General features: G+C 63.5%; 24 protein-coding genes, 1 tRNA gene and 1 pseudogene. 9 read left to right on the top strand and 17 right to left on the bottom strand.

The genetic code is table 11. The annotated features are described in order from the left end of the window. Positions 1-382 precede the first annotated feature (382 nt). Complete coding sequence (locus E4O92_RS13095) at positions 383-1,219, bottom strand: branched-chain amino acid aminotransferase (protein WP_135190219.1); 837 nt, start codon at positions 1,217-1,219, stop codon at positions 383-385. 195 nt (positions 1,220-1,414) lie between these two features. On the opposite strand from E4O92_RS13095, the gene E4O92_RS13090 reads away from it, so the two are divergent. Together E4O92_RS13090 and cls are read left to right on the top strand one after the other, a co-directional pair. After that, positions 1,415-3,511, top strand: a complete 2,097-nt coding sequence (locus E4O92_RS13090; protein WP_135190218.1) for a site-specific recombinase — start codon at positions 1,415-1,417, stop codon at positions 3,509-3,511. Further along, on the top strand, positions 3,508-4,890 hold the full coding sequence (gene cls / locus E4O92_RS13085) for a cardiolipin synthase (protein WP_135190217.1): 1,383 nt from the start codon (positions 3,508-3,510) through the stop codon (positions 4,888-4,890). The genes E4O92_RS13090 and cls overlap by 4 nt, the downstream gene beginning before the upstream one ends. Before the next feature lie 285 nt (positions 4,891-5,175). On the opposite strand, the gene E4O92_RS13080 is transcribed toward cls, so the two are convergent. Genes E4O92_RS13080 through E4O92_RS13070 form a run of 3 tightly spaced genes read right to left on the bottom strand, consistent with a single transcriptional unit; the run spans position 5,176 to position 7,631 of the window. Next, complete coding sequence (locus E4O92_RS13080; RefSeq protein WP_135190216.1) at positions 5,176-6,012, bottom strand: metallophosphoesterase family protein; 837 nt, start codon at positions 6,010-6,012, stop codon at positions 5,176-5,178. Continuing rightward, positions 6,013-6,903: a diacylglycerol/lipid kinase family protein gene (locus tag E4O92_RS13075; protein ID WP_135190215.1), complete on the bottom strand. Its 891-nt coding sequence runs from the start codon at positions 6,901-6,903 to the stop codon at positions 6,013-6,015. 2 nt (positions 6,904-6,905) lie between these two features. Then, positions 6,906-7,631 (bottom strand): phosphatase PAP2 family protein, encoded by a 726-nt coding sequence (locus tag E4O92_RS13070; protein ID WP_135190214.1) that lies wholly within the window; start codon positions 7,629-7,631, stop codon positions 6,906-6,908. A 140-nt stretch (positions 7,632-7,771) separates the two neighbouring features. Here E4O92_RS13070 and E4O92_RS13065 point away from each other — a divergent pair, with 140 nt between their 5' ends. Both E4O92_RS13065 and E4O92_RS13060 read left to right on the top strand, forming a co-directional pair. Continuing rightward, positions 7,772-7,984: a hypothetical protein gene (locus E4O92_RS13065; RefSeq protein WP_135190213.1), complete on the top strand. Its 213-nt coding sequence runs from the start codon at positions 7,772-7,774 to the stop codon at positions 7,982-7,984. A gap of 276 nt (positions 7,985-8,260) precedes the next feature. Beyond that, the gene (locus E4O92_RS13060; protein ID WP_135190212.1) at positions 8,261-9,283 is read left to right on the top strand and encodes an SDR family oxidoreductase; all 1,023 of its coding nucleotides are present in this window, start codon (positions 8,261-8,263) and stop codon (positions 9,281-9,283) included. On the opposite strand, the gene E4O92_RS13055 is transcribed toward E4O92_RS13060, so the two are convergent. Both E4O92_RS13055 and E4O92_RS13050 read right to left on the bottom strand, forming a co-directional pair. Continuing rightward, complete coding sequence (locus tag E4O92_RS13055) at positions 9,242-9,679, bottom strand: hypothetical protein (protein WP_135190211.1); 438 nt, start codon at positions 9,677-9,679, stop codon at positions 9,242-9,244. The genes E4O92_RS13060 and E4O92_RS13055 overlap by 42 nt on opposite strands. Positions 9,680-10,084: 405 nt before the next feature. Continuing rightward, entirely contained in the window at positions 10,085-10,957 is an 873-nt protein-coding gene (locus E4O92_RS13050) for a porin (protein WP_135190210.1), read from the bottom strand. 129 nt (positions 10,958-11,086) lie between these two features. Here E4O92_RS13050 and E4O92_RS25185 point away from each other — a divergent pair, with 129 nt between their 5' ends. From E4O92_RS25185 to E4O92_RS13035, 4 genes and pseudogenes are all read left to right on the top strand, one after another. Next, complete coding sequence (locus E4O92_RS25185) at positions 11,087-11,302, top strand: hypothetical protein (protein WP_229483332.1); 216 nt, start codon at positions 11,087-11,089, stop codon at positions 11,300-11,302. Positions 11,303-11,320: 18 nt separating this feature from the next. Then, positions 11,321-11,569, top strand: a pseudogene (locus E4O92_RS25180) (sterol desaturase family protein); the annotation flags it as partial. Between the two features lie 125 nt (positions 11,570-11,694). Beyond that, positions 11,695-12,780, top strand: a complete 1,086-nt coding sequence (locus E4O92_RS13040; protein WP_167759780.1) for a sensor histidine kinase — start codon at positions 11,695-11,697, stop codon at positions 12,778-12,780. Next, positions 12,777-13,559 carry a LytR/AlgR family response regulator transcription factor gene (locus E4O92_RS13035; RefSeq protein ID WP_135190208.1) on the top strand — a complete coding sequence of 261 codons (783 nt, stop codon included), beginning with the start codon at positions 12,777-12,779 and terminating at the stop codon, positions 13,557-13,559. The genes E4O92_RS13040 and E4O92_RS13035 overlap by 4 nt, the downstream gene beginning before the upstream one ends. An 8-nt stretch (positions 13,560-13,567) precedes the next feature. Here the strand turns inward: E4O92_RS13035 and E4O92_RS13030 are convergent, their stop codons facing one another. From E4O92_RS13030 to tssF, 3 genes are read right to left on the bottom strand one after another with little or no spacing between them, the layout of a single operon-like run. After that, a complete protein-coding gene (locus E4O92_RS13030) occupies positions 13,568-14,278 on the bottom strand; it encodes a DUF2076 domain-containing protein (protein ID WP_135190207.1) in 711 nt (236 codons plus the stop codon). A gap of 56 nt (positions 14,279-14,334) precedes the next feature. Then, on the bottom strand, positions 14,335-15,447 hold the full coding sequence (gene tssG, locus E4O92_RS13025) for a type VI secretion system baseplate subunit TssG (RefSeq protein WP_135190206.1): 1,113 nt from the start codon (positions 15,445-15,447) through the stop codon (positions 14,335-14,337). After that, positions 15,411-17,255, bottom strand: a complete 1,845-nt coding sequence (gene tssF, locus E4O92_RS13020) for a type VI secretion system baseplate subunit TssF (RefSeq protein ID WP_229483330.1) — start codon at positions 17,253-17,255, stop codon at positions 15,411-15,413. The genes tssG and tssF overlap by 37 nt, the downstream gene beginning before the upstream one ends. A gap of 171 nt (positions 17,256-17,426) precedes the next feature. Between tssF and E4O92_RS13015 the strand changes: the two genes are divergently transcribed. Then, complete coding sequence (locus E4O92_RS13015; RefSeq protein WP_135190205.1) at positions 17,427-17,717, top strand: YtxH domain-containing protein; 291 nt, start codon at positions 17,427-17,429, stop codon at positions 17,715-17,717. A gap of 66 nt (positions 17,718-17,783) precedes the next feature. On the opposite strand, the gene E4O92_RS13010 is transcribed toward E4O92_RS13015, so the two are convergent. From E4O92_RS13010 to E4O92_RS12980, 8 genes are all read right to left on the bottom strand, one after another. Next, positions 17,784-20,285, bottom strand: a complete 2,502-nt coding sequence (locus E4O92_RS13010; RefSeq protein WP_135190204.1) for an outer membrane beta-barrel family protein — start codon at positions 20,283-20,285, stop codon at positions 17,784-17,786. Between the two features lie 262 nt (positions 20,286-20,547). Continuing rightward, positions 20,548-21,066 (bottom strand): DUF2199 domain-containing protein, encoded by a 519-nt coding sequence (locus tag E4O92_RS13005; protein ID WP_135190203.1) that lies wholly within the window; start codon positions 21,064-21,066, stop codon positions 20,548-20,550. 67 nt (positions 21,067-21,133) lie between these two features. After that, positions 21,134-21,916, bottom strand: a complete 783-nt coding sequence (locus tag E4O92_RS13000; RefSeq protein WP_135190202.1) for a DUF5984 family protein — start codon at positions 21,914-21,916, stop codon at positions 21,134-21,136. A 205-nt stretch (positions 21,917-22,121) separates the two neighbouring features. Further along, entirely contained in the window at positions 22,122-22,610 is a 489-nt protein-coding gene (locus E4O92_RS12995; protein ID WP_135190201.1) for a CPCC family cysteine-rich protein, read from the bottom strand. Between the two features lie 61 nt (positions 22,611-22,671). Next, positions 22,672-22,800, bottom strand: a complete 129-nt coding sequence (locus tag E4O92_RS25345; protein WP_267873790.1) for a hypothetical protein — start codon at positions 22,798-22,800, stop codon at positions 22,672-22,674. Between the two features lie 283 nt (positions 22,801-23,083). Beyond that, positions 23,084-23,173: transfer RNA gene (locus E4O92_RS12990), tRNA-Ser, on the bottom strand. 55 nt (positions 23,174-23,228) lie between these two features. Then, positions 23,229-25,277, bottom strand: coding sequence for a putative bifunctional diguanylate cyclase/phosphodiesterase (locus tag E4O92_RS12985; protein WP_135190200.1), 2,049 nt, complete (start codon positions 25,275-25,277; stop codon positions 23,229-23,231). A 1-nt stretch (position 25,278) separates the two neighbouring features. Further along, positions 25,279-26,022 (bottom strand): HDOD domain-containing protein (locus E4O92_RS12980; RefSeq protein ID WP_135190199.1); only part of this gene is annotated, 744 nt, incomplete at its 5' end.

Genomic DNA, 26,022 nt, shown 5'->3' with positions numbered 1-26,022 from the left:
AACGGCAGTTCGTAGGGTGCGCACCCGTGCGCACGCGGTACGGTTGAATGCCGTTAGCTCCGGTACGCATACGTACTGCGGCAACATCAAGCCGCTTGAATCGAAGGGCAAGTAACGGCAGTTCGTAGGGTGCGCACCCGTGCGCACGCGGTACGGTTGAATGCCGTTGGCTCCGGTACGCATACGTACTGCGGCAACATCAAGCCGCTTGAATCGAAGGGCAAGTAACGGCAGTTCGTAGGGTGCGCACCCGTGCGCACGCGGTACGGTTGAATGCCGTTGGCTCCGGTACGCATACGTACCGCGTGCGCACAGGTGCACACCCTACGCCTTCGCAGCGGCTGCGTGAAGCTATTCCGTCGCCTGCCGCCCTACTGCCTGCTCAGCAGCCTTCCACAAACGCCATGTACAGCTCGCGCGCCTGACGCGCGAGCAGCCCCGCCTCCAGCGTGCGCGACTCGAAACGCGTGCACGGCGTCACCTTGCCGTAGTTGCCGGTACTGAAAATCTCGCGCGCCGTCTCCAGTTCTTCCGGCAGCACGCTGCGCTCCTCGACCGTCACCCCCGCCTCTCCCAAGAGCGCGATGACCCGCGCACGGGTAATCCCAGACAGGAAAGTGCCGTTCGCCGCCGGCGTCACCACCTTCCCCTCCCGGGTCACCAGGAACAGGTTCGACGAGGCGAACTCGGCCACGTTCCCGGCCGCATCGAGCATCACCGCCTGGTCGTAGCCGCGCTCCTTGGCTTCGCGCATCGCGCGGGTCGAATTCGCGTACAGCGCGGACGCCTTGGCATCGGTCGGCGCCATTGATGGATCCGGCCGGCGCAGGTTGGACAGGCAAGCCGAGAACCCGGCAAACGGCGGCAGCGGCGCGTCGAACAGCGTGAGCGCAAAGCCGCTTTGTTCCGCCGCCGGGATCAGGAAGCCCTCGGTGGCGAACACCAGCGGGCGGATATACAGCTCGGCGTGCGCCGGAAACTTGGCGACGCCCTCGCGCACCAGCGCTTCCATCGCCTCGACCGACAGCGGGCAGGCCAGGCCCAGCACCTCGGCCGAGCGCACCACGCGTTCCAGGTGCGCGCGCAAATCGGGCAGGTGGCCGCGCAGGGCGCGCGCGCCGTCGAACACCGACGAACCCAGCCAGACGCTGTGGTCCATCGCGCCATACAGTGGAACATTCCCTTCGTTCCACTGCCCGTTGTAATACGTCAGGTACATGCTTTCTCCCCGTTGTTGCAAGCAATCAGTGTACCCGATGTTGGTTATACTGCGGGGCAACAAAACTGACCCGAGGACGGAGGACCGCCGCTGCGCCGCTTAACTCTGTCCCGCAATGAAGAGCTATGTTCGCTAACGAACCAACCCCACCCGTGCCCACGCGTACACTTTACTTATCCACTCCCCGCCCTTGCCATGCTCGCTGTTCTTGAACGCATCGACCCGCACAGCGACCGCATCGACCTGCTGGTCGATCTGGTGGAATGTCTGCGTCCGCATCCGCATTGGCGCCATGACAAGGCTCGCCAGGCCGTGCGCACGCTGTGCCAGCTCCTCAAGGGCAACCAGGCGCAGGCATGGGCGCTGCGCTGCTACATGGTGACGCTGCTCGAAACGCGGCGCCACACCAGCCTGTACAGCGACATCGGCATCCTGTCCAACGACGGCTTCTTTACCGAGCTCAAGCGGCGCATCAGCTACCGCTTCCTGCCGCCCGCGTACGACGACCGCTACCTCTCCCAAGTGCTGAACCAGGTGCTGTACCGCGACACCGACTTCCAGTGGATCCGCGCGGTGCCCAACGCCGACTGGCTGGAACTGTTCGACGTGGTCGCCGGCGCCGAGCCGCCGCCGGGCGCCGCGCCGAACCACATGCGCTTCACCACCTTGATGGGCCTCCTGGACGCGATCCGCACCCTGTCCTGCCGCGTGTGCGCGCTGGGACTGGAGCCGCTCCTGGTGCACAGCTACAGCGAGATCGAGGACTTCGATTCGCCGTTTTTGGTCCAGAACATCGAGATTAACAAATACCTGGACGAATACGGCCGCTACCTCGACGGCCTGCTTGAACAGATGGAGGACGCCAAGCACGTACTGGTGATGCTCGACCAGTGCGAGGAGGTGGTGGCCAAGATCCGCAAGGGCGCGCTGTCCACCGGCACCAGCGTGGCGCTGACCTACCTGCTGGTCGCCCTCACGCAAAGCATCGACCGCCTGCGCAAGCTGCTGTTCCTGGTCGACATCGGCGGCCAGCTGCCGAGCGCGCCCACGCTCGACCTGGAGGCGGTGGCAAACGACGCCACCCCGCCCTCCGAGCCGCCAGCCTCGCCGCACCGCGCCGCCGCGATCGCACTGGCCCAGGAGCTGATCGAGGGGAGCAACACCAAGTACCAGGTGCGTGGCCTGTTCCGCGACAACATCGACCTGTTGGCGCGCAACGTCACCGAAAACGCCAGCCGCACCGGGGAACACTACATCGCCGAAAACCGCAGCCAGCTGCGCAAGATGTTCACGTCCTCCGCCGGCGCCGGCCTGGTGGTCGGCTTCATGGCGATGATCAAGATCCTGCTGGCCTACCTGAAGACCGCGCCGCTGGTCGAGGCCTTCCTGTTCAGCCTGAACTATTCGGCCGGCTTCATCCTGGTGCACCTGCTGCACTGGACCATCGCCACCAAGCAACCGGCCATGACGGCCCAGCGCATCGCCGCCGGCCTGCACCGCACCGCCGGACGCGGGGTCGACATCGACCGCATGGCCGAGCTGGTCAACAAGGTATTGCGCACCCAGATCGTGGCGGTGCTGGGCAACCTGGCCACCGTGATCCCGGTGGCCTTCCTGATCGCCTTCGCCTATCCGTACATCACCGGCCACCACCTGGTGAACCCGGCCAAGGCCCTGCACATGATTCATGAGAGCGACCCGCTGCACTCGCCGGCGCTGTTCCACGCCGCGATCGCCGGCGTGTGGCTGTTCGTCTCGGGACTGGTATCGGGCTACTACGACAACAAGGCGCTCTACACCCGCGTCGGGCAGCGCGTGCGCCAGCTGCGCGGCCTGCGCCGCGTACTGGGGCAAGCGCGCCTGCAGCGGCTCTCGGTCTACATCGAGAACAACCTCGGCGGCCTGATGGGCAACCTGTACTTCGGCATCCTGATGGGCGTGACCGGCACCGTCGGCTTCCTGCTCGGCCTGCCGCTCGATATCCGCCACGTCACCTTCTCCGCAGCCAACTTCGCCATCGCCCTGGTGGGGCTGAACTACCAGGTGAGCTGGGACATGGTCGCCACCACCCTGGTCGGCATCGTCCTGATCGGCGCCGTCAACTTGCTCGTGAGCTTTGGCCTGGCGTTGTGGGTGGCACTGCGGGCGCGCCACATCCGCTTTCGGCATGGGGTGCGCCTGCTGCGAGCCATGGGACGCAGCTTTGCCAGCGCACCGCTCGACTTTTTCATCGGCTCCAAGGCCGTGCCCGCCAAGGAGCCTGCGGCCGCGCCCGAAAGAGGAACCAAATGAGCCGGCTGCGCCCGTGGCTTGCCGCGCTGGCGTTCGGCTGCATGGCAGCCTCGTGCAAGACGCTGCCTGGCGTGAACAACCTGCCGCCGCCGAACACCCACGCGCCGACCATCGCCACCGCCAACGGCAAGCTGCCGCCGCAAAAGGCGGCCCAACTGGCCGAACGGCGTTGGGCGGCCGCCACCGCCGAACTCAAGCCCCTGGCCCTGTTGGAGGAACAGGCGACCGGGGTGCCGCTCATCGCCGGCAACAAGGTGACGCTGCTGTTCGACGGCCCGGCCACGATGCGCGAAATGATGGACGCCGCGCGCGCCGCCATTAGCACGATCAATCTCGAAACCTACATCTTCGACCAGGACCCGGTCGGCACCCAGTTCGCCGACCTGCTGATCGAAAAGCGCCAGCAAGGCGTGCTGGTCAATGTGATGTACGACGCGGTCGGCACCCTGAACACGCCGCAGGCGTTCTTTGAGCGCATGAAGGCGGCGGGCGTCAACCTGCTGGCCTTCAACCCGGTCAATCCCGCGGCGCGCAAGGGCCGCTGGGAATTGAACAACCGCGACCACCGCAAGCTGATGGTCGTCGACGGCAAGACCGCCTTCACCGGCGGCATCAACATCAGCGCCGCCTATGCCAACAGCTCGCTGTTCCGTTCGCCTCGGCGCAAGCCCGAGCAGGCCAATGGACAAGAGGTCGGCTGGCGCGACACCCACATCAAGATCGAAGGCCCGGCGGTGGCCACGCTCCAGTGGGCCTTCATCAACAACTGGATCCATCAGGAAGCCGGCGAACTGCCGCGCGCCGATTATTTCCCGCGCCTGGCGAACGCCGGCGACAAGTTCGTGCGCGTGCTGGCGACCTCGCCCGACCGCGATTCCGAGATCTACAAGTCGCTGCTGGTGGCGATCAACGAAGCGAAGCAATCGATCCACATCACCTCGGCCTATTTCGTGCCCGACCAGCAAACCATCGACGCGTTGTGCGCGGCCGCCACACGCGGCGTGGATGTGCGCCTGGTGCTGCCGGGCGTGTCCGACCACACGCTCGTGTTCCATGCCGGCCGCGGATTCTACGACCAGTTGCTGGCCGCAAAGGTGCGCATCTACCAGCTGCAGGTTGCGGTGCTGCACGCCAAGACCGCAGTCATCGACGGCGCCTGGTCGACCATCGGTTCGGCCAATATCGACTACCGCAGCTTCATGCACAACTACGAACTGAATGTGATGGTGCTCGATCCGGCCTTCGGACGCGACATGGAAAGCGCGTTCAACGAAGACCTGCGCAACTCGCAGGAAGTGACGCTGGAAGCGTGGCGCAAGCGGCCGCTGACGGACCGCATCAAGGAATGGGCGGCGAAGCTGGGGCAGTACTGGATGTAAGCGCCGCATCCTCCTGCACGACACGTAGGGTGCGCACCCGTGCGCACGCGGTACGTGTGCATGCACGAGTCAACGGCATTCAAACGTACTGGATGTAGCCCTAAATGGCTGCCGCCACCATGCCATCCGCGGCGAGGACCGTAGGGTGCGCACCCGTGCGCACGCGGTACGTGTGCATGCACGAGCCAACGGCATTCAAACGTACCGCGTGCGCACAGGTGCGCACCCTACGATGTGCGCCTATTAGGGTGAGCGGGGCGTGGGCGGGAGCCTACGAAACCCACACTAGATCCCCGCCGCCAGCATGCCATCCGTATGCGGCGCCCACACGTTCCCGGTGCGAAAGAACGTGTCAGTCGCCGTCGGCCTGAACACTTTTTCCACCACGTCCCAGCCATAGCGGTCCACCTCCACCCGCTCGGGCTCGATGCGCAGCACGTTGAACGAATTGACTTCGCCCCGCCCGCGCGTCGACGTCGCCGTGCCAGCCTGCACCACCAGCGCCGCGTACTCGCTGATCTGGTAGCGTGCGGCCGTATTGCCCGCGAGACTGGTGTGCAGGTGCCCGGCCAGCAGCACATCGACCCCGCACTGCGCGAACACCTGCATCGCCATCGGTGCGCGCTCGACCAGGTCGCCTTTGTCGTAGTCCTGGGGCAGGTCGAACGGGTGGTGCGTCACGATCACCCGCGTCAGCGCTGGATCCAGCTCGGTCAGGCGCGCGCGCAGGCGAGCCATCTGCCCCTGGTTGACCCGCCCGTCCTTGAACGTGAGCGAACGCGCCGTGTTCACGCCCAGCACCGCGATCTCATCGTCCACATAAGTGGGCTCCAGGTCATCCGTGATGTAGCGCTTGTAGCGCTCGAGCGGCAGCACGAAGCGCCGGACCACGTCGTACAGTGGAATGTCGTGGTTGCCTGGCACGATCACCTGTGGGCGCGGCAAGCTGTCGAGCCAGGCCCGCGCGGCCTCGAACTGCTCGCTCCTGGCGCGCTGGGTCAGGTCGCCGGAAACCACCACCACGTCGGGCGCCAGCGTGTGCACCAGTGTGCGCAAGGGCGCCAGCAACTCCGGGTCGACGCGGCCAAAATGCAGATCGGACAATTGGACAAGGGTTCGCATTCAATTTCCTTCCGTTGGTACGATGACCGTCAGCGCGCCGGGCCGGATCCGGTAGCGCAACGGCATCTCCATCAAGGACACTTCGCCATCGGTCGCGACCAGCAGGCGACGCCGGCGGGACGCGATTTCCATTTCTTCGGTCAACAGCATGTCAAAGTCGCGCTCCTGCGCCAGCGTGCCGCGCAGCGCCCGATACGCGAAGCGCAGCAGCCCCAATCTTCCCGGGCGTTGCGCCACGTACAGGCTCAGCTTGCCGGCATCGAGGCGATCGCGCATACCGATCGAGACGCCCTGCATCGTGTACTCGTTGTTGCCGATGAACACAAACGGAGTGCGGCGCGCCAGCCGCTGGCCGTCGACCGCCAACCGGATTGACAGGAAAGGATAGCGCCACAGCGCCGCCAATGTCGCCCACAGCACCGCCGGCCACTTGCCGCGGCCCAGCCGCTGCTGCTTTTCGCGTTGGTGCACGATGTCCGGGTATAGGCCAAGCCCCGAATTGTTCAGGAAAATGCGGCCGTTGACCTCGCCCACGTCGACCTCTGTCGGGCGGCCATCGGCCAGCACCCGCACCGCCTGCTCCAGCGCGAGCGGGATGCCCAGGTCTTTCGCGAAATGGTTCAGGGTGCCAAGCGGCAAGACCCCGAACGCGACGCCGCTGCCGGCCATGACCGACGCCACCGCGTTGACCGTGCCGTCGCCGCCGCCCGCCACCACCAGCGCTGCGCCGTCGTCGAGCGCGGTGCGCGCGGCCTCGATCATCTGCGCGCCGTCTTGCGCCAGCGTGATCGCGGCCTCCAGTCCGGCCGCGTGAAACTGCGCCTGCACAGCGTCAAGCGCCGCATCGTCATGGCCGTTGCCTGCCCGGCCGTTGATGATCACGGCAACCATCTTCAGGCACCCCTCCCCGCCGACCTGGCCGCATTACGCCGCTGCAGGCTGGTCGTCGCGGCGAGGCAGATCGCAAGCCATGCGCAGCCCTCGCAGACTGCGGCGAGCACGTCCGAGAGGTAGTGCACGCCCAGGTACATGCGCGACAAGGCGACCAGCGCCACCAGCAGGCAGGCCAGCACCAGCGCCGCGCAGCGCCAGCGCCAGTCGCGCACATGGCGGAACACATAACAGGCCAGGAATCCGTACAGCAGCGTGGCGGCCACCGTATGACCGCTGGGGAAGCTGTAGGTCGGCAAGGTCAAGAAGGGATCGTCGAACTGCGGCCGCGGGCGCTGGAATGCCGTTTTCATCAGCACGTTCAGCAGTTGCCCGCCCGGCACCGCCGCCACCAGCGCCAGCACCCAGTACCGCTCGCGCCGTTGCCACAGCCACGCCGCCAGCAGCACCACCATCGCCAGTATGCCCGCCACGCTGTGCCAGTGCGTAACAAACAGCATCACCCGCGTGAGTGCCGGCGTGGCGTGCGCATGGAACCACTGGGCAAGCTGGGCGTCGAGCACGGTGATCGCGGCCCCGGTCACCACACCCTCTGCAATGCGCGCAAACACGAAAGCGGCCGCCAGCAGCACCAACACACCCGCCGTCAGGTGCAGGCCGAATACGCCATCGGGCGCCACGCGCGCGGCGGCAAAACGGTGCAGGCGGGGCAAAATCGTTCTCAACATGGGGGCAATATGGGGTCAATTGGTAAAAAAACCACAACCATGAAAATTTACTGGGGGTTTATACAGTAACTGTGGATTTGTACAGTATTTGTGCTATTCTGGTGTCACTTGACCAACACAATTCGAAAAAGGAAACCGTCATGACCGTTCTGAACAGCACTTTCGGCCTCGAATACGCACCGATCCCGTTCATGCTTCGCCTTGGCCGCCGCGAGTTGCTGGTAACACGAGATTTTCGCAAACGTTTCTACCCGGTCAACCCCATCATCGAATGCGACACTGGCGTCGAGCCGGGCCACGTCGAGGTGCTGCTGCTGCGCCGCTGGCTGCTGATCCTGTCCAAGGCGCACTAACCGCCCGCTAACCACCCATTCACCACCGCTGTCCCGTCCTGGCATCCACGGCTCCTGCTTCAGGCCGCCTGTGAGAAGGATGCTATCAGCGGGCGCGGCCCGACCGCGCACGACAGCATTCCGGCAGCCGGGCCGACGTGGCCAAAAAGAATGAACCGGGTGGCATGATGGCCGCGATTGGGCTGGTCATCAAGTAGTTACCTCGCCTGCACGGGCATGAACCATTCGCCGCCCGGACAGTCCTTCCTGCGATCGATTCGCGAGGAGGAGAAGATCATGTCAGTCAAACTCAGGAACATCGGCGAACAGGTCATGGTCATCACCGGCGCGACCAGTGGCATCGGGTTGACCACCGCGCGCATGGCGGCCGACCAGGGAGCCCGGCTGGTGCTGGCCGCGCGCAGCAGCGACGCGCTCGACCAGCTCGCCAGCGAACTGCGCACGCACGGCACCCGGGTGGCCACCGTCGCCGCCGATGTCGGCAGCCAGGCCGACATCGAGCGCATCGGCCAGGCCGCGATGGAGCGCTTCGGCCGCATCGACACCTGGGTCAACAATGCCGGCATCTCGATCTATGGCAAGCTCGAGGATGTGGCGCTGGAAGACCAGGAGCGGCTGTTCCAGACCAATTTTTGGGGCGTCGTGTACGGCTCGCTGGAGGCCGTCAGGCGCATGAAGACGCGCGGCGGCGGCGCGATCATCAACCTGGGCAGCGAACTGTCGGAACGGGCGGCGCCGCTGCAGGGGATGTACTCGGCATCCAAGCATGCGGTCAAGGGTTTCACCGATGCGCTGCGGATGGAACTGGAAAAGGACAAGGCCCCCATTTCCGTCACGCTGATCAAGCCGTCGTCGATCGACACGATGTTCCCGACCCACGCCAAGAACTACCTGGAAAAGGAGCCGACGCTGCCGCCACCCGTGTATGCGCCGGAACTGGTAGCCGAGACCATCCTGTATGCGGCCCGGCATCCAGTGCGCGACCTCTACGTGGGTGGCCATGCGAAGGCCATCGCGGCTGCGGCCAAGGCCGCACCTGGGCTCGTTGACCGCTTCATGAACGCGACCATGTTCCGGCAGCAGCAATCAAACATCGAGAGCCCTCCCGGCCGGCGCGACGCGCTGCACGCGCCCGACCCGTCCACCGAATTGCGCGAGCGCGGCAGCGTGTCGGCCGATGTGGTCGAGCACAGCCCATATACCACTGCGGCCCGGCGCGGCAAGTCGCTGACGGCTGCGCTGCTTGGCGGTGGCGCCCTATTCGCGGCCTGGGGGCTGACCCGGCGGTTTGCTCGATAAAAAGTCGGTGTCATCCTCGCTCAGCGGAACGTCGGGGATGACTTCCACGTGGTCGGTGTCGATGTCGGCACCGTCCTTGGCGATGGTGTCGCGGCCGGCGCTCGCGCGCTCACCGGTGCCGCCATAGTCGCTATCGCTGTCGACATTCGCGTCGCCGATATCGGGGCCTGCGGTCTCCCCGGCATGGCTCGTTTCCTCGTCCGACGTGGTGCCGGTATCGAGCTCAATCTTCTGGTCGTCATCGAGATTGTCCGCGAAGCCGTGGCCGCCCATGACGTCGCTACCGGTGTCCGAAATATCGCTCGGCCCGAGCGAATCCACCCCATGTCCCTTGCCCAGACTGCGGTCAGGTCGTTCCGGAAAATTATCCGGATCAAGCGTACTGGTGCCTGTCATGATGCCTCCAAAGACGAATCGTGAATGCAAGGCGACAGGCTACCCAATTTCGCAACATTGCGGCGCAGCGCAGCAAGGCACCTTGAGAGGTTGTGTCGTCACCGCTAAGTGTGGAACCGGGATGGCAGGCGAGGCTGTGGATCGACGCGGCCCAAAGGTTGAGTAGCTGCTTACCCAAGACGAGCGCGATGAGCAATCGACCGCGACACCGCCATTGCCCTAGCTGTTGGGACGTGGGGCCGGTTCGGGGCTGTTGCTCGCGTAGGGTGCGCACCTGTGCGCACGCGGTACGTGTGCGTACCGAAGCCAACGGCATTCAACCGTACCGCGTGCGCACTGGTGCGCACCCTACGGCGTGCGTGAGGCCACACTTAGCCTGTGCCTTTTGACACAACATCTCGCGCATCAGAACGAATGGCGCATGCCGATGTTGAGCGCCGAATTAGTCGCGCCGGTCCCACTTGAGATACCCAGCGAATAGCCGGGGCCGGACGTGTTGCGCATGTGCGACCAGGACGCATAGAAATCGGTGTGCCGCGAAACAACATAGGAGGCGCCGATCGCAAGCATATTGGCGTCGCGGTGCATGAGTCCGCGGTCATTCTTGTGCATGACGGAAGCCAGGAAGGTGGTCGAATGACTGAGCGGCACGGCCATGCCGACCAACACGTCGCGGCTGTTGGTGGACGGGATGGTGCTGGCGCCGGCGCCGTAAGGATTTTCCGGATTAAACAGTGGCGTACTGCCCCAGCCGCGATTCACGCTGTACGCCGCATACACTGTTGCCCAGCCAAGATTGAGGTTGGCGGCAACAAGCGAATTCATCGCCTCCATGTTATTGCCCGCCGCGTCATACAGTCGGACCCGCGCCACGTGCCGGTTCTGGTGCGCGGCGCGAATCGAGAGCGGCCCGAACCCGGCGCCGATCGACATGCCCCAGGCCCGGTTTGCTGCTGATGTGTCGAGACGGTCATTGCCGAACGAATCGCGGGCCATCACGCGGCCTCCGCCTCCGAACATCGGCGTGCCACCGCTGCCGGGGAAATTGTCCTCCATCCGCTGGATTGGCTCAGCGCGAAAAATAATGGACGAGCGAGGGCCGCCGGTCTCCGGCCACACAGCAGGCGCGCAGGCAATCGAATACCTGACGTCGCCCAAACACATGATTTGCTGAGTTACACCGGCCCCTGCCCCGCGTTCAGCCGCGGGATCGTTTTGTGCGCAGGCCACAGCCGAGCTTCCTCCCAGCACGGCGAAAGCGATAATTGACCTCTTCATGGCGTATTCCCCTATACGCCTACCTTATCCTCTTCCTGGGCAGATTCATCTGTACAAAATCCCACATTTCGTATCACAGAACCGCTCGTTTTTTTGTCAGCTTAATCTGACGCAAAGACGGCAATCCGCATGACCGCCGGTTGCGGCACCACGAACATGCGACAGAAGGCGGATGAAGTCGCTTATCGCCGCAAGCGGGTGAATTCGGCCGGCTCCCACTCCCGCATCGTCAGCAGCAAGCCGCTGCCGCGACGCTTGGTGGTGGTCAATTCCATCATTGGCAGCTTGCTCGTCTATACGCTGCTGGGGCTGTCAAAGGAAGCGGCCGCGATTTATACCTTGTGAACCGCCGTCGGGGGGTTCTTCTATCACACCAATGTAAAGACGCCGCACTGGGTCGGCTACGTATTCCAGCGTCCCGAAATGCATCGAATCCACCACCAGTACGGCCGGCACAAGAACAATTACGGCGACATCACCTGGTGGGACATGATGTTCGGGACGTACGAAAACCCGAAAGAATGGCACCACACCTGCGGGTTTGACCCGGAAAAAGAGGAACGGCTGCCGGCCATGCTGGCGTATCGCGACGTTCACGCCGAGCCCGAATAACTGCGCCATCGACGCTGGCGTCTATTTCATCGCCGTTTATGCCCCTTTCGTCGCTTGTCGCTTGCCGCCGCATAGGTCATTGGGCAAAATCTGCCGGGTGTTCAAGATCGCACCATAACCATCCAATGCAGCCTGTTGCCCCATCATTCACATTTCTTGTCCGCCGCCTGGTAAAGGACGCGCCGCTTGGCTTCGTGTTCAGCGCATTGTGCGGCGTCGTTATTGCCCTCGTGACCGGCAACATGCACAGGGCGTACCTGAACATCGTCTACTCGGTGTGCATCGGCATGCTAGCCTTGCTCCTGATCGATACCGCGCGGCTGTTGATCTTCCACCGGCCGGGCAACCGGAAAATGAAATGGGTTTTGTTGGTGGCGGTGTTGCTGGTGTCCGCGCCGATTGCCAACTTTGGCGGAATCGTCATCGCCGCGAGTTTGCTGGGCCATCCGATTCCGCCGCTCAGATCCATCTTTGCTCCGGCCGAAGCCAACATGATGTTGTTCACCTTGCTGGCTGCCACTGGCGCGGTGATGCTGTTCATTAACCGCGAACGCATGGCGCGCATCGAGGCCGAGGTCGCAAAGGAAAGGGCCCGGGCCGAGATCGTCGAACGCCAGGCTGTGCAAGCACAATTGCAACTGCTGCAGGCTCAGATCGAGCCGCACATGCTGTTCAATACGCTGGCCAACCTGCAAGGCTTGATCGCGATCGACCCGGAGCGCGCCAGCCACATCCTCGACCAGTTCATCCAGTACCTGCGCGCCACCCTCACCTCGTCGCGCGCACCGCATACCACGCTCGCGCAGGAGTTCGAACTCATCGACGCCTACCTCGGTTTGATGTGCATGCGCATGGGCGAACGCCTGCGCTACCGTCTCGAGTTGCCCGACGCGTTGCGCCGCCTGCCGCTGCCGCCGATGCTGCTGCAGCCGCTGGTGGAAAACGCCATCATCCACGGCCTGGAGCCCACGGTCGCGGGCGGCGAGATCACTATCAGCGCCAGGGTCAGCGGCGACATGCTCGACCTCTCGGTCTGCGATACCGGTTGCGGTCTATCGGATGCGCCGCGCACCGCCGGCACCCGCGTCGGCGTCGCCAACACCCGCGATCGCTTGCAAGGCCTGTTTGGCGAGCGCGCCCGGCTCGAGCTCGAAACCGCCATCCCCCGCGGCACCATTGCCCGACTCACCCTGCCACTGGAGCAGTCATGACCATACGCGCCCTCATCGCCGAAGACGAACCTATTCTCGCCGCCACCCTCGCCAAATCGCTGCAGCGGCTTTGGCCCGAACTGGCCATCGTGGCGATCTGCCCGAACGGGCTGGACGCGGTGGAGCAGGCGCTGGAGCTGCGCCCTGACATTCTGTTCCTGGACATCAAGATGCCAGGCCAGACCGGCCTGGAAGCGGCGGACGAAGTGGCCGAGCGCTGGAATGCAAGCAAGCCATTGCCGCAAGTGGTGTTCGTGACCGCGTACGACGATTACGCAATCGACGCGTTCGAGCAGGCGGCGGCCGATTACGTGCTCAAGCCGGTCAACGACGCCCGGCTCGGCAAGACCGTCGAACGGCTGCGCCAGCGGCTGGCGAACGATGGCGCGAACAGCGAGCTGCCGGCGCTGCTGGCGCAAATCGGCGCGATGCTGCCTGCCGAGGCGCCCCAGCCGCGCCTGTCTATCATCCGCGCCGCGGTCGGCAACCAGGTTCGCCTGATCCCGGTGCGGGACGTGGTGTACTTCCAGGCAGTCGACAAGTACGTGAGCGTCGTCACGCAGGAAGGCGAAGCGCTGATCCGCCTGAGTTTGAAGGAGCTGTTGCCGCAGCTCGACACGGACCAGTTCTGCCAGATCCACCGCGGCACGATCGTGAACCTGTCCTGCGTGGACCGGGCCACGCGCGACGATTTCGGCAAGCTCACCCTGAGCCTGAAAAACCGTCCCGAAAAGCTGCGCGTGAGCCTGCTCTACACGCACCTGTTCCGGCAGATGTGATCGCCCTTTCAGGTAAACAAGTCGTCGTCCGAGTCCAGGTTGTCGAACAGGCCGCTGTCCGTGTCCTCCGCGATCGAGGAATCGGTGTCGGAAAAGGAGGTGTCCGTGCCGAGATTGTCGGCCAGCTTGTCCGACGCATCGCCGCTGCCGAAATAGTTGTTGGTGGTGATGCTATCCAGCGGCGCCGTCAGCGAGGAAAACGCATTCTGGTTGCCGAGAAAGCCGTTGCCGGCGTGATTGCCGAGCAGGTGTTCGATCCCTTGGAACAGGAACGCCCCCGCCGCCACCCCGGCCGCTGTGGATGCGATATTGCCCAGCGTACCGCCCATGCCGCCGCGTAAAAATCCGCCGCTGGCGGGCTGTGCCATCGGCGTCGGCTGCTGCCCTGGCTGGTATGGCGTTGGCGCCCCCTGCCCGGGCTGTGCGCCCATTGCCGGGCGCACAGTGCCGCTGTTTCCCCACGCATTCGGATCGAGGAAGGCTGACGTCGACTGCGGCGAAGCGCGCAACTGGTTCTGCAGGGACGCAATTTCGGCCTTGGCATTGTTCAGTGCCTGCTGTTGCAGCAGCGCCCGTTGCACCAGCAGGTAGGTCGCGTCCGGCTGCTGGGCGGCCGCCCTGCTGATCATCGCGTCCGCCTCGGGGTCCTTGGGAACGCCACGGGCTTGCACGAGCTGGTTCAGGAAATCCTGGAGAAGTTGCGAATCTTGGGGGCTCATCGGTGCACTCTCAAAAGAAAATCTTGGCGATGATATTGCACCAACCCCTGCCCGTTTCAAGTCTTGACACGCTTGCCCTTGCCGATCGGCGGCAAGGCTTCCATCGGACGGATATCGTAGCGCATGTCGCGGCGGTCGACCGTGGCCGGCCCGGTGAGCAGAAAGCTGTCCAGACCCAGCCGGGAGCAGGCCGCGTTGCCCCCCGCCAGGCGTACCGGCTGCGCCTGGCTCTTGCGCAGCACCAGTTCCACCTCATACGTCAAGGTCTGCTCGCCGAACAGGCTCAGCATTTTTTTGATCGCCATCGCACCCGGCGCATGTGGCAGGAACCTGTCGAACTCGTCGATCCATAATGGACCGAGCGACAAGCGCACACGCAGGTCGGGCCGCCACGCGTTCTCGCCGATCATCGTATCGTCGCCCAGCGTGGCGTTGGCCATGCCCAGCGCGCTCTGCTCGTGCGCCGCCATCGGATTCCAGTGGCCGATCGCTTCCTGCACGCGCACCGGAACGCCCAGATAGCCCGACAACACCCGCCCGAGCGCGATTGCCGACATCGGCCGCTGCTGCAGCAGCCCGGCAAACCGGGCGATGGCTTCGTCGCACACGCCATCGGCATTGTTCAAGCGTTCGCCGCGCTGGAACCCCACCAGCGCCAGCAGCAAAGGCAAAAAGCCATCCGCGCCCTGCTCGATGCACTGCTCGACCCGATGCTTGCGCCAGGCTTCGTAGAACAGCGCCAGCATCCGGTTCGAGAGCATGTCCAGGAAAGCGCGCGGCGCCTCGTCCTGCTCGGACGACTGCCATGCGATGATGCGTTCCGTGAAGTGCGGCGGCAATGCGCCGTGCGTGCCCAGGAAGCCCATGAAGGTCGGGGTGATGCGGACCTGCAAGCCCTGCTGTTCCTGCATGGCCCGGCTCATCGACGGGTGGTCGCCAAGCGGACGGCCGGCCACCGCCTGCAGTGCTTCAATCTGGCTGGCAGGAAAACCGAGCGACAGGCTGTTCTGGAAACGCAGGTACTCGGCCAGCGCCTTGTCCGGCGGTATTCCATGTTCCCCCAGCCACTGCACCACCAGCCGCACCGCCTGGAAAAACTCGAAGCGCTGCGGCTCGTCCAGCAGCCGCTGAATTACGCTCGTGTCTGTTCGGCTGTGCGTGGCGGGCATGTCAGGATCTCCTCTCCGGTCTGCTGCGACACGATTTGCAACTGCGTAAAGCAGTTCAGCTGCGAGTTCATCGCGAAATAGCGCTCCATCACCTGGGCGAACACATAAATGCCGCTGCCCACGAACGCCTGCTCGTCCACCGTCATGCGAATGCCGATGCCGGGCATCAGGGTCGACATCGGCTCGGTCTTGATCCAGGCCCGCACCGTGCCGTGCGTCAGTCCCACGATGCCCTTGATCAGGCGCTGCGAAATCGCCGAACGCGGCAAGTCGTACAGCGACAGCATCTTCTGGAAGTCGAGCAGGCCGGCATCGGTCAGCCGCGCGTGGTTGAGCGCCAGGTGCGCGATCAGGCGCCAGTGCGCACCCTGGCGCGCGTCGAACCGGTAGGAGTGCGACGGCCGCCGCAACACGCGCACCGGGGACGAACTGGGGATGCCGTCGGTGTGCATATCGCCTTCCGGCAGGCCGTAGCGCATCTGGCACGGCAGGTCGCGGTTGGTGCAAGTGAGCTCGACCGACAGCGTGGCGCCGGCCGCCTGGCTCGGCTTGAAGTCGGAATCGATCAGTGCGATGCGCATCTCGTGCCCGGGGCTGACCGCGGCGGTGGTTTCGTCGCGGCGCGTGATCCAGTAATTGCGTTTGGCGAGCGCGGTCTGGCGCTCGAAATCCACCGAATACAGGGGACCGAACTCGGTCGTCACCGGCGGGTGCCCGCCATGCACCAGCCGCACCTGGTTGACGCTGTGGATTTCGTAGGACGATGCATGGGCCGAATCGGCGCACAGGATGTACTCGGCGCTGGTATGCGCAAGCTGCAGCGGCTCCCCCGCCTTGTCGAACAGATTGATGATAGGCGTACAGCCCAGCAGCAGATTCTTGTGCGACAAGGCCGACAACAGGCGCGCTTCGCCCGAGTCGCTCGGCACGTCCGCCAGCGCCAGGTGCAGCGTAAAGCGGGTGCACTGCGATGGCAGCATCCGAACGATCTCGGAAAGGTCGATGTCGATGAAATTGAATTTTTCGGGATAGGTGAAATACTCCGTCAGCAGCCGGAACGCCGGATGCGCGCGCGATGGAAACGGCACCATCTCGTCCTCATCGCCAAAGCCGGCCAGGCGCAGCGGCACCTTTGCCAAAGGGAGCCACGCCGGGTCACGGTTCACCTGCAGGAAAGCCGCCCTGGTCTTCATGAACAGCGCGTCGATGAGCGCCGCGCGCAGCGACGGCTCGCCATCGACGAAAAGGCGCAGCCTGTCGAGCACGCCATCGCCCAGGTCGACCTTGTCGCCGCCGCGCTCGATCACGATGCTGACGCTGGAGGTGACGCCGCGCGGCAGCCCGGCCGCGCGCGGCGCATTGATGAGCGAGGAAAACTCGGCCTTGGACAGCACGATCGGCGCCAGCGTCAGGTCGTAGACCGTGCGAAAGAAACAGATCGCGCCCTGCTCGCCCGACGAACGCACCAGCGTGCCGCGCGGCAGCAGCCTAACCTCGGGCAACAGTTCGCTCGGTCCGCGATTGCCGATCTGAACGATCGTGTGCGACGGCAGCGGACGCAGGTAATGCGGATACAGGCTTTCCAGCAGCGATTCGGTAAATTTCGGATAGTCGTCGTCGAGCCGTTTCCTGATCCGCGCGCTCATGAAGGCAACCGACTGGATCAGGCGCGCCACGCTCGGGTCTTCGTAGGTCTCGCCCGAAATATGCAGGTCGCTCGCGGGCTTGGGAAACCGGTTGCGAAACTCCCGTGCGTACTGGCCGAAGAGACCCAACTCTTCTTCGAAATAGCGCAGAAGCTCATCCATTTTTCACCCCGGCTGTTTGCCTGACACCAAGGTGTATGCTCCCATTCCGGTCCGATCGCCGTCTTGACACCAGTCAACGACAACCAGACGCAGGCGCCCGCGCTGTCATTCCCGCGAAACGACTGGGGACCCGCCATGTCAAACCGGTGAACGCGAGGACAGGAGAGCGCCATGAACCACTACTACACGAGCAGGCCGTCATCCTACATGTACATGCTTGGGGGAGTTGCAATTGGCATGTTGGCAATGTACCTGCTCGACCCTGAGCAGGGCAATCGCCGCCGTGCGCTCATCAGGGACAAGGCCTACAGTGCCGCCCGCACCGCGCGCAAACGGGCCGATGCCCGGTCCCGGGACCTTGCGAACCGGGCACGCGGCATGGCGACCGAGCTGCGGCGTACCGTGCACGAAGCAACCTCCACCGTGGCCGGCTCGACCCAAACTCCAAACGGCCCCGCATGACGTAGCAGGTCTGACGCCAGGCGCTGTGGCCTGGCGTTCTTGACGAGCGCGTTGGTACGCGGCAGCTTAGAAGCCGTGCCCCCCGCCGCCGCGATCAAAGCCGCCGCCGTTGCCGCCATCGCCACCTTTGTCGCGGATACGGAAGCCGCCACTCTCCCCGTCTTTGCCATCCCGGAAAATCTTTTCACCCTTGCGCATTCCACCGTTGCGAATGCGCTCGTCGCCCGACACGCCACCCCACTGGTAACGCAGGCCAAACGAGAAGATGCGCGGCTGGTTGTATGCCAGGTTGTGCACGCGCAGCACTTCATTTTCGGTGAAGCTCCCGGTATTACCCGTCCCGAACACATTGTTCACGTTCAGGTTCAGCGACATACGGGGAGACATGCGGTGCTGCCAGGTGAAGTCGGTCAAGGTGAACGCCTTGTTAATTCCCTGGCCATTCAATGTTGCGCCGTTGTGTCTGACATTCACCTGCAACGACTCAGCGTCGAACTGATACGCCAGGCGCAGCTTGGCGTTTTCCCTGCGATTCGACTGCTCGACTATCAGATTGTTACTCAGGTTGAACACGCGCGCCCGTTTCTCGTTTCCGATTGTGGCACCGAGATTGGCCGAAAGTCCCTGCAGGAACAGCTTGCGCACGTTGAAGTTCAGGTCCACCCCGGTTGAATCGTTGGCACCAAAGTTGATTGGCGACGTGACCAGCACGTTCGGGTCCGAAACCAGCGGATAGCTGCGATAGCCGATCAGCGGCGACTCGCGCCGCTTGAACAGGGTGAAGCTGGAATCCACGCCAAAGAAGCGGTCGCGGTATGCCAGTTCGTACAAATCGTTATTCACCGGCTCCAGGTTCGCATTGCCCTGGCTTGCTCTGAAATCGCTCAGGTACACAAGGTTCGGATTGAGGTCCCGTTCGTTCGGGCGCGCAATGCGCCGGCTCGCGCGCAGCTGCAGCTGGGCTGTGTCGCCGAACCCGTAGGTGGCGTACAAGCTCGGCAGCCAGTTCATGTAGTGATACTTGTATTCCTGATTGAGCAGCGGCTGGCGCACGTCCATTTCCGTGTACTCGCCACGCATGCCGGCCTGCAGCTGCAGGTCGTCAAGCAGCTTGGTGCTCAGGATGCCGTAGATTGCGACGTTGCGGTCATTCGTCTCGAAATCGCTGATGCGGCTAGGGACAGGCTCGTAGGCGCCGGTCACCGGGTTGACCGCGCGATAATCGGTGGCATTACTGTTCCTACTATCCGCTAACTTGGCGCCGGCCTTCAACAGCCAGGTTTCCCACACCACGCGCTGATAATCGGTGGTCAGGTCGAGAATACGGTTATCCCTGTCCGTTGCGCGGTGATTGTTCGCTGTCACGCGAGTCGGCAGCAGGCGGTAGTCGTAGATGACGTCTGAATCGGAATTGTTTTTCTGTCCTGTGTAACGTGCGTCGAACTTCAATTCCTCGCCCGGTTCCCCGCTACGATGGAGGTAGGACGCGCCAAGGCCGAAGTTTTCGGCCGGCGAGCGGCTTTTGGAATAGCTGTTGAAATCGGCAGTGGGCACCATACCGCGACCGAAACGAAGGGTCGAGCTGACGTTATCGCTCTCGTTCTGCATTTTGGAATAGCTGACCGTGGCACCGGCCTGGTCGCGCTCCCCGACGTTGTAAGTCAAAGTCGATGCCAGCGTCACTGCCTGGGACGGCGAACGGCCGTCGCCCTGCGTATGCGAACCGCCAATCACATCGCCGTTTTGCGGATCGAGGTCTTCACGCTCCGTATCACGACGGTTGGTACGCACATTCTTGCGCACGCCGATATTGCCACTGATCGAATACGGCCCTGCCGCATACTCGCCGTTTGCGAATGCGTTGTAACGATCTGCGGTGGCCTTGTTGGCGCTCAGGCTGGCGCGCGAGCCCGGCTTGCGATTGCGTTTGAGGACCAGGTTGATGATAGGACCACTGCCGCCCTCATTACCGAACTCCGCGCCCGGAACGTTGATGACCTCGATCGATTCGATATTCTCGGCCGGGAAGGAATTGAGCGCATCGCCACGGTTTTGTCCCTGGAACTGCGCGTCGCGCTTGCCGTTGACCATGATCTGAACGTTCTGGTTGCCACGCAGCGCGACGCTGCCGTCCTGGTCGACCGTCACCGATGGCACGTTGTTCAGCACGTCCGCGGCCGAAGCGTTGGAGAGGCTAATGTCGTTCTTCAGATCGTAGACGTCGCGATCCACCTTGTTGGTCGGGCGGGAAGCTACCACCTCGACTGTCGCCATTTCATCCGTTGCGCCGGCCTGGGAATCCGGCTGACCAGTGGTCGCACCCTTGCTTGCGTCGGCGGCCTTGGCTGCGTCACCGGTCTTGCTTATGGAAGGGGTGGCGGGCGCCGGCGCACCGGCGCGGGCAGGCGCGGTGGCCTGGGACGGAGCGGATACGGAAGGCGCGGCGGTCTGTGCGAACAACGGCTGGGCGGCAAAACAGCTCAACAAAAGTGCCGGCAATGCTTTGCGCGTAAAGCCAGGGCCACTGGATGTAAGTACGGGGGAGGTATTGGAGGTTATTCGATTCATGGTGAGGCATTATTCATTGAGCGACCCCGATTGGGTCACTGCGGCGGAAAGAATCACGCGCTTGATCACTTCGTAAAGACGATTTCTGGAAATACTGTGAGCGATAGGGCGAATTATAGGCCTGGCATTCATTCAGTCGGAACCGGGCCACCATGGTCTCTTCCGCCGGCACCCCTGAAAAGTTCCCATTAATTGAGAAAAATCGCGATGTGAGACATGTGAGGACGCTTGCCTCAGCTTATGAGCGCACTCACTGGCAATGTTAACCTCTGTCTCCGTCCACGTCGTGCATCATGGTCGCATATAGTTGTGCCACCCGCTCGACGGATATTCCCTCGCGTTGTTCGACGGCCAGCGGGTGGTCGGTTGGCTCTAACTCGATAAAGGGGCGGATGAAGTCATCCCTGAGATGGACATGGGTCTTCAGGCTCGCCGTGTCCGGATACGGCTTGAGTGCAGCATTCAGCCAACCGAAGAAAGGGCCGACATGCGACCGCTTCTCGGACTCGTAACACGTAACCCATTGTCGGAAGCTCTGCTCGCTAAGCGATACCCAAACGCCCCAGGAAAACGGTTCGGGCTCGCCGTGAACCGGGATTTCGAGACAGCCACGGACGAAGTATTGAGACCCGTCGATAATGCAGGCATCCGAATCAAGCTGGCAGCGCGCTTCGCGCTCGTCCTTCGGCACCGCGTAGTAGCTCAACGGGGCGGCCGCGTCGAGTGCCGGCATGCCTCGATGCACCTGGCCACATCCGCTGCAAAAAAACTCGAACGTCATTCGGCTGCCTCCTCTGACTAATGTCAACTTCCGCTTGGCGGCAGCTGATCCACTCGACTTCCCGGGGTCAGGCGGCGGCTTCGGAAATCGCCAAAATTGCTTGCTCGACTTCACCCCACGAGGTGCTGATGGTATTCCTAAGGGCCAGGCTAAACGCATTCCTTCGCTGCTCATGCTCAGACAGCAGCCCCTTAAAATCAATGCGAATATCGGGAGGAAGCGCCCCTGCAACCACCTGACTAACGCGAGATGTCATCTGCTCAATTAGCCTGAAATGAAATGACTCAACTTCCCTGATGAATACTTCGCGCGGCATGTGGAAATGCCCCTTCCGGGCAGTCCATGCAACCTTTTCATCAATGAATTTTTCGCTATTGTCCCATTCGATGTGCACATCCTTTTCATCAGACCAAATTAAGATAGTCGCTGACGGCGACAAGTAGGCCGAATCAAGGAACCGGTTATAGGACAGCGAACCAGCAAGATCAGCTAGCCGCCAGTATTCGTCTTCATCAATCGCGTCATACTGCTCACTGGCCCATGACGAAAGCTTAGCTTGCCAAGCCTTCCCGGAATCACCTGAAAGATATCGGACTAATGTTGGTGGAATTGGCTCCATGATGGACGGGAGCATGTCGAGGATATCTTCGAGAAGGCGAACGACTTGGTATTCGCAATATCTCCCTGCTCCAGCACTTCGCGCGTGCTCGCTATATTCGAATAGCGACGTCTCGCCGACACTAATCCAATATTGACCATCCGTTAGGCCAAACCACGACAGGCTGAGATTGTTAGGCTCTCCCCAAGGCATTACGTGTTTGAGGGGAGTCAATTCGAAATTAATCAGCATAGAAAATGCTAAAAAGTTGTGAGTCCGTTCGACTGCTCATGTTCGATGTCGGTCGCTGCCGAATGACGGCAGTCGACCCATCCCCCCAACACGACCTCTCGACGCACCCTCGCCGCTCCGCCCGCTTCCGATCCAAAGCGGACTTAGACGGACTTGGTGTGGCGTTCAGATCGTTTATCGCGGCAAGCCACACTGTCGAATCACCTTACACATCACCGCTCGCTTGCTCTGCCGGGGTAGGTGGCCGTACATGCGCCAGCGCACTCCGGTCGCACGCACCGAATGCCACGAAATTCTTCCTCGCCTCAGCAAGACTTACCCGATTGGCTCCCCCCGCTGCGGAAGGGTCTTCCCACTGAACCGGGTCATCCTCCCAAAAGCACACAGGGCATACCTCCCATGAACCGGGACAGAGGTCACCGAGCGTTCTGCACCCGCAGCACGGGCATGCACGGTGATAGTCAGGAGACGCTTTTCGTACATCCGAGGCACGAAGCGTCGCGAGTGCTCCTCTTCCCTCTGTCAAAAGGAACTCGACTTCATAGACAGGCTCGCTGTCCTCTACAGCATGTGCTAGCACGACGGTTCCCGCCGTCCCGGCCTTGAACAACCGGCGTTCCTTCTCGCCGACCACCTCGGCCTCAACGTTGATGCGGGAAACGACGACTTCAAGTTCGGCGATTGGCTCTGCCATGTCCTTCCTCCTTATGCTCTTGGGGCTGGCAAGGGTTGAGCCAGTAGAGTCTGGCGCGCGATCAGCGTCCCAGGTCGTCAAAATGCATCCAGTGGTAGAGCCGGCGCGCGCAGATGCGCTCCACCTGCTCCATCGTCAGCACCTGAGGAGCAGCCGTGGTGGCTTTGCCGACGCGAGCAGCTTTCCCCATTCCGCACGCTTTTCCGCGATGAGCTGCGCACCGATGGCTTTAGCACGGCGAAGGCCGGCCGTGCCTGTCGATTTGCGGAATTCTTTGACGTCCGGGTGCCCCTTCAACGCAGTGGGAGGGACAAGACGGACGTACCAGTTCAGGGTGCGGCCGTGGTCCGGCCGATAGAAGTGCTCGGGCATGTCGGGTTGACTCGTTTTGGCAGACCTATTTGGCACACCTACCACGCGATAACCCTTTGATATTCAAAGACTTACTGGGAAATCATTGACTTGATTGAGACTGGCGGAAGCGGTGAGATTCGAACTCACGAACGGGTTCCCCCGTCGGCAGTTTTCAAGACTGCTGCCTTCAACCACTCGGCCACGCTTCCAAAGAACCGGCATTATACATAAATCACTGTCCGCATGGCAGACGCAAAGCTGGGTTTACGCCAGCAACAACCAGTTCTCGCGCAACCCCCGCTCGAACTCATAAGCCGGCAACGGCGCCGCGTACAGGAAACCCTGCACCTCGTCGCAACCCGCCTTGCGCAGAAATTGGAGCTGGTCGAGCGTCTCGACCCCTTCCGCGATCACGCGCAGTTTCAGCTGACGCCCCATGCTGATGATGGCGCTGGCAATCGCGCAATCGTTGGCGTCGTCCGGAATCCCGGTGGTGAACGAGCGGTCGATCTTGAGCGTCTGAATCGGGAAGCGCTTCAGGTACGACAGGCTCGAATACCCGGTCCCGAAATCGTCCAGCGACAACGCCACGCCAAGCTCGGTGATCCGGTCCATGATGCCGATCACGCGCTCGATGTCATGCATCAGCGTGCCTTCGGTGATCTCCAGCTCCAGCCACGACGGATCGAGCTCGTACCGCCTGAGAGTCTCGGCCACCCTGCCCGGCAACGAGTTGGTGAACTCGCGGGCCGAGACGTTCACTGCGACTCGCATCGGCGGCAATCCGGCCGCCTGCCACACCGCGGCCTGGGCGCAGGCCTGCTCCAGCACCCACTCGCCCACCTGCACGATCAGGCCGGTCGATTCGGCCAGCGGAATGAACTCGGCCGGCGACACCAGCCCCCGCTCCGGATGCACCCAGCGCACCAGCGCCTCGGCGCCGACCACCCTGTCGGTTCCGATCTCGAACTTGGGTTGGTAGTACAGCGCCAGCTCGCCATGCCCCAGCGCGTGGCGCAGGCCCGATTCGATGCGCATGCGCTCCTGCATGCCCGCGTTCATGTCGAGCCGGTAGAACGCGACGCTGCGGTCCGGATTGTCGTGGCCTTCCTTGGCGCGTTCCATCGCAATGTCGGCCATGCGCAGCAGCGCTTCGGCGTCCGCGCCGTCCTGCGGGAACACGCTGATGCCCACGCTCGCGCCGACGCGAAGTTCGTGGCCATCGACCAGGAATGGCTCCTCGAGCGCAGCCTGCAGCTTCTGCGCGACCGTGGTCGCCTCGAAGTGCTGGCGGATGTCGAACAGGGCCACCGCGAACTCGTCGCCCGACAGGTGCGCCACCACGTCCTCGTCGCGCACCGCGCCGCGAAAACGCTGCGCTACCTGACGCAGCAGCTCGTCGCCGACGCGCCGGCCGAGGGTGTCGTTGATCAGCTTGAAGCGGTTCAGGTCCAGGAACAGCACGCAAGCCGTTGTCGTGTTCCGCTGCGCTCCCATCAGCCCCTGGTCGACCAGCCGCCCGAACAAGGTGCGGTTGGGCAGCCCGGTCAGCTCGTCGTAGTAGGCCAAGTGGTGCAGCCGCTCCTCGGCGCGCTTGCGCTCGGTGATGTCGGTCAGGTAGGCGATCAGCCCGACCGAATGGCCGTCCGGGCCGCGCAGCGGCGACAGCGACAGGCTGGCCCAGAACACTTCGCCGGACTTCTTCCTGCGCCTCACTTCCATCATGTTGCCGCCCAGTTCGGCGAACGCGTCGTGGAAGTTGGACTCTTCGTCCGCGTACAGGAACAGGATGTGGCGGCCGATCGCTTCCAGCGCCGAGTAGCCGAACAGGCGCTCGGCGCCGCCGTTCCAGCTGGTGATGTAGCCCATCATGTCCATCGTGAGGACGGACTCGTGGAGCTGGTCGAGGATCTGCGCCTGGTGTGCCAGCTGCGCCTCGACCTGCACGAAGGCGCGGGTCGAGCGCTGCGCCAGCGAGTGCACCTGCAGCAGCGCGCCGGTCAGCGCCGCCAGGCCCGCGAGCTGGCGCCTGTCGCTTTCGCCCCAGGCAGCGCCGTCGACCACGTAGCGGCCGTAGTAGTGGCCGTCGGTGCGCACGTCTTCGCACAGCGCGCCGGCGCACAGCGCAGCGGCCAGTTCGCCCGCCACCTCGGCATGGCTGTCGGCCGCGACGAACGCCGCGTGCCGCGTGCCGAGCAGTTCGCCCGCGATGTCGCCGAGCGCACCGGCCAGCTCGTCGCCGCGCAGGCGCAGCACCGCGTCGCAGACGGACGCGCTGCAGCTGATGAAATCGCGTGGATCGCCGTCGCGCATGTCAGACGTTCCTGCCTACCTGGATGGCCCAGTGCCAGGCGTATAGCTGGCTGCGCCACCAGTCGTCCCTGGAGATGCCCGCCGCCTCCAGTTCCTGTTCGCCCGGCGCGCACTCAAACAATGACAGGCGCTGCCCCAGCGCGCCTTCGCGCCGCAGCAACGCGGCTTCGGCTTCGGGCGGGAGCTTCAGTTCGCCGACCAGCACCGCCATCGGGATGCCGAACAGGCAGTCGAGCAGCGAGAACACGCCGGTCATGAAGGCCAGCTCCTGGCTGTCGCGGTCGCCGCCATCACGCTTGCACAGCGCCTCCATCTGCGCGCCGCGCAGCGCGGCCAGCGGCAGCATCAGGTTGGGCAGGCCGTTTGCCTGCTGGCGCGCGTACAGCAGCAGTTGCAGCCAGCGCTGCAGCTGCCTGCGGCCAAGCACGCTGATCGCCTGGCCGAAGCTGGTGATCGAGGTGCTGCCGACCGCGAACGCGGCGGAGTTGACCAGTTTGAGCAGGTGGAACGAGAGCGCCGCATCCTGCTTGAGCAGCACTTCGAGCTCGCGCGAGTCGGCGTCGCGCGCCACCAGCGCGAGCAGCGCCAGCAGGCGGCGGCGCGCAGCGGCATCGCCGATCATGGCGCCAGGGGTCGCCGGGTCGAATGCGTAGTCGCCGCTGAACCAGGTGAAGCCGGCCAGCACGCATTCGGACCAGCGCTTGGCGCTGCCGATCGCGCGCGCCAGGTGCGGGCCGGCCAGCGC

This window comes from Massilia horti, from assembly GCF_004614195.1.
Lineage (GTDB): Bacteria > Pseudomonadota > Gammaproteobacteria > Burkholderiales > Burkholderiaceae_D > Telluria > Telluria horti.
Note: the sequence above shows the minus strand (reverse complement) of the source record. Positions and strands in the feature narration are given on the sequence as shown.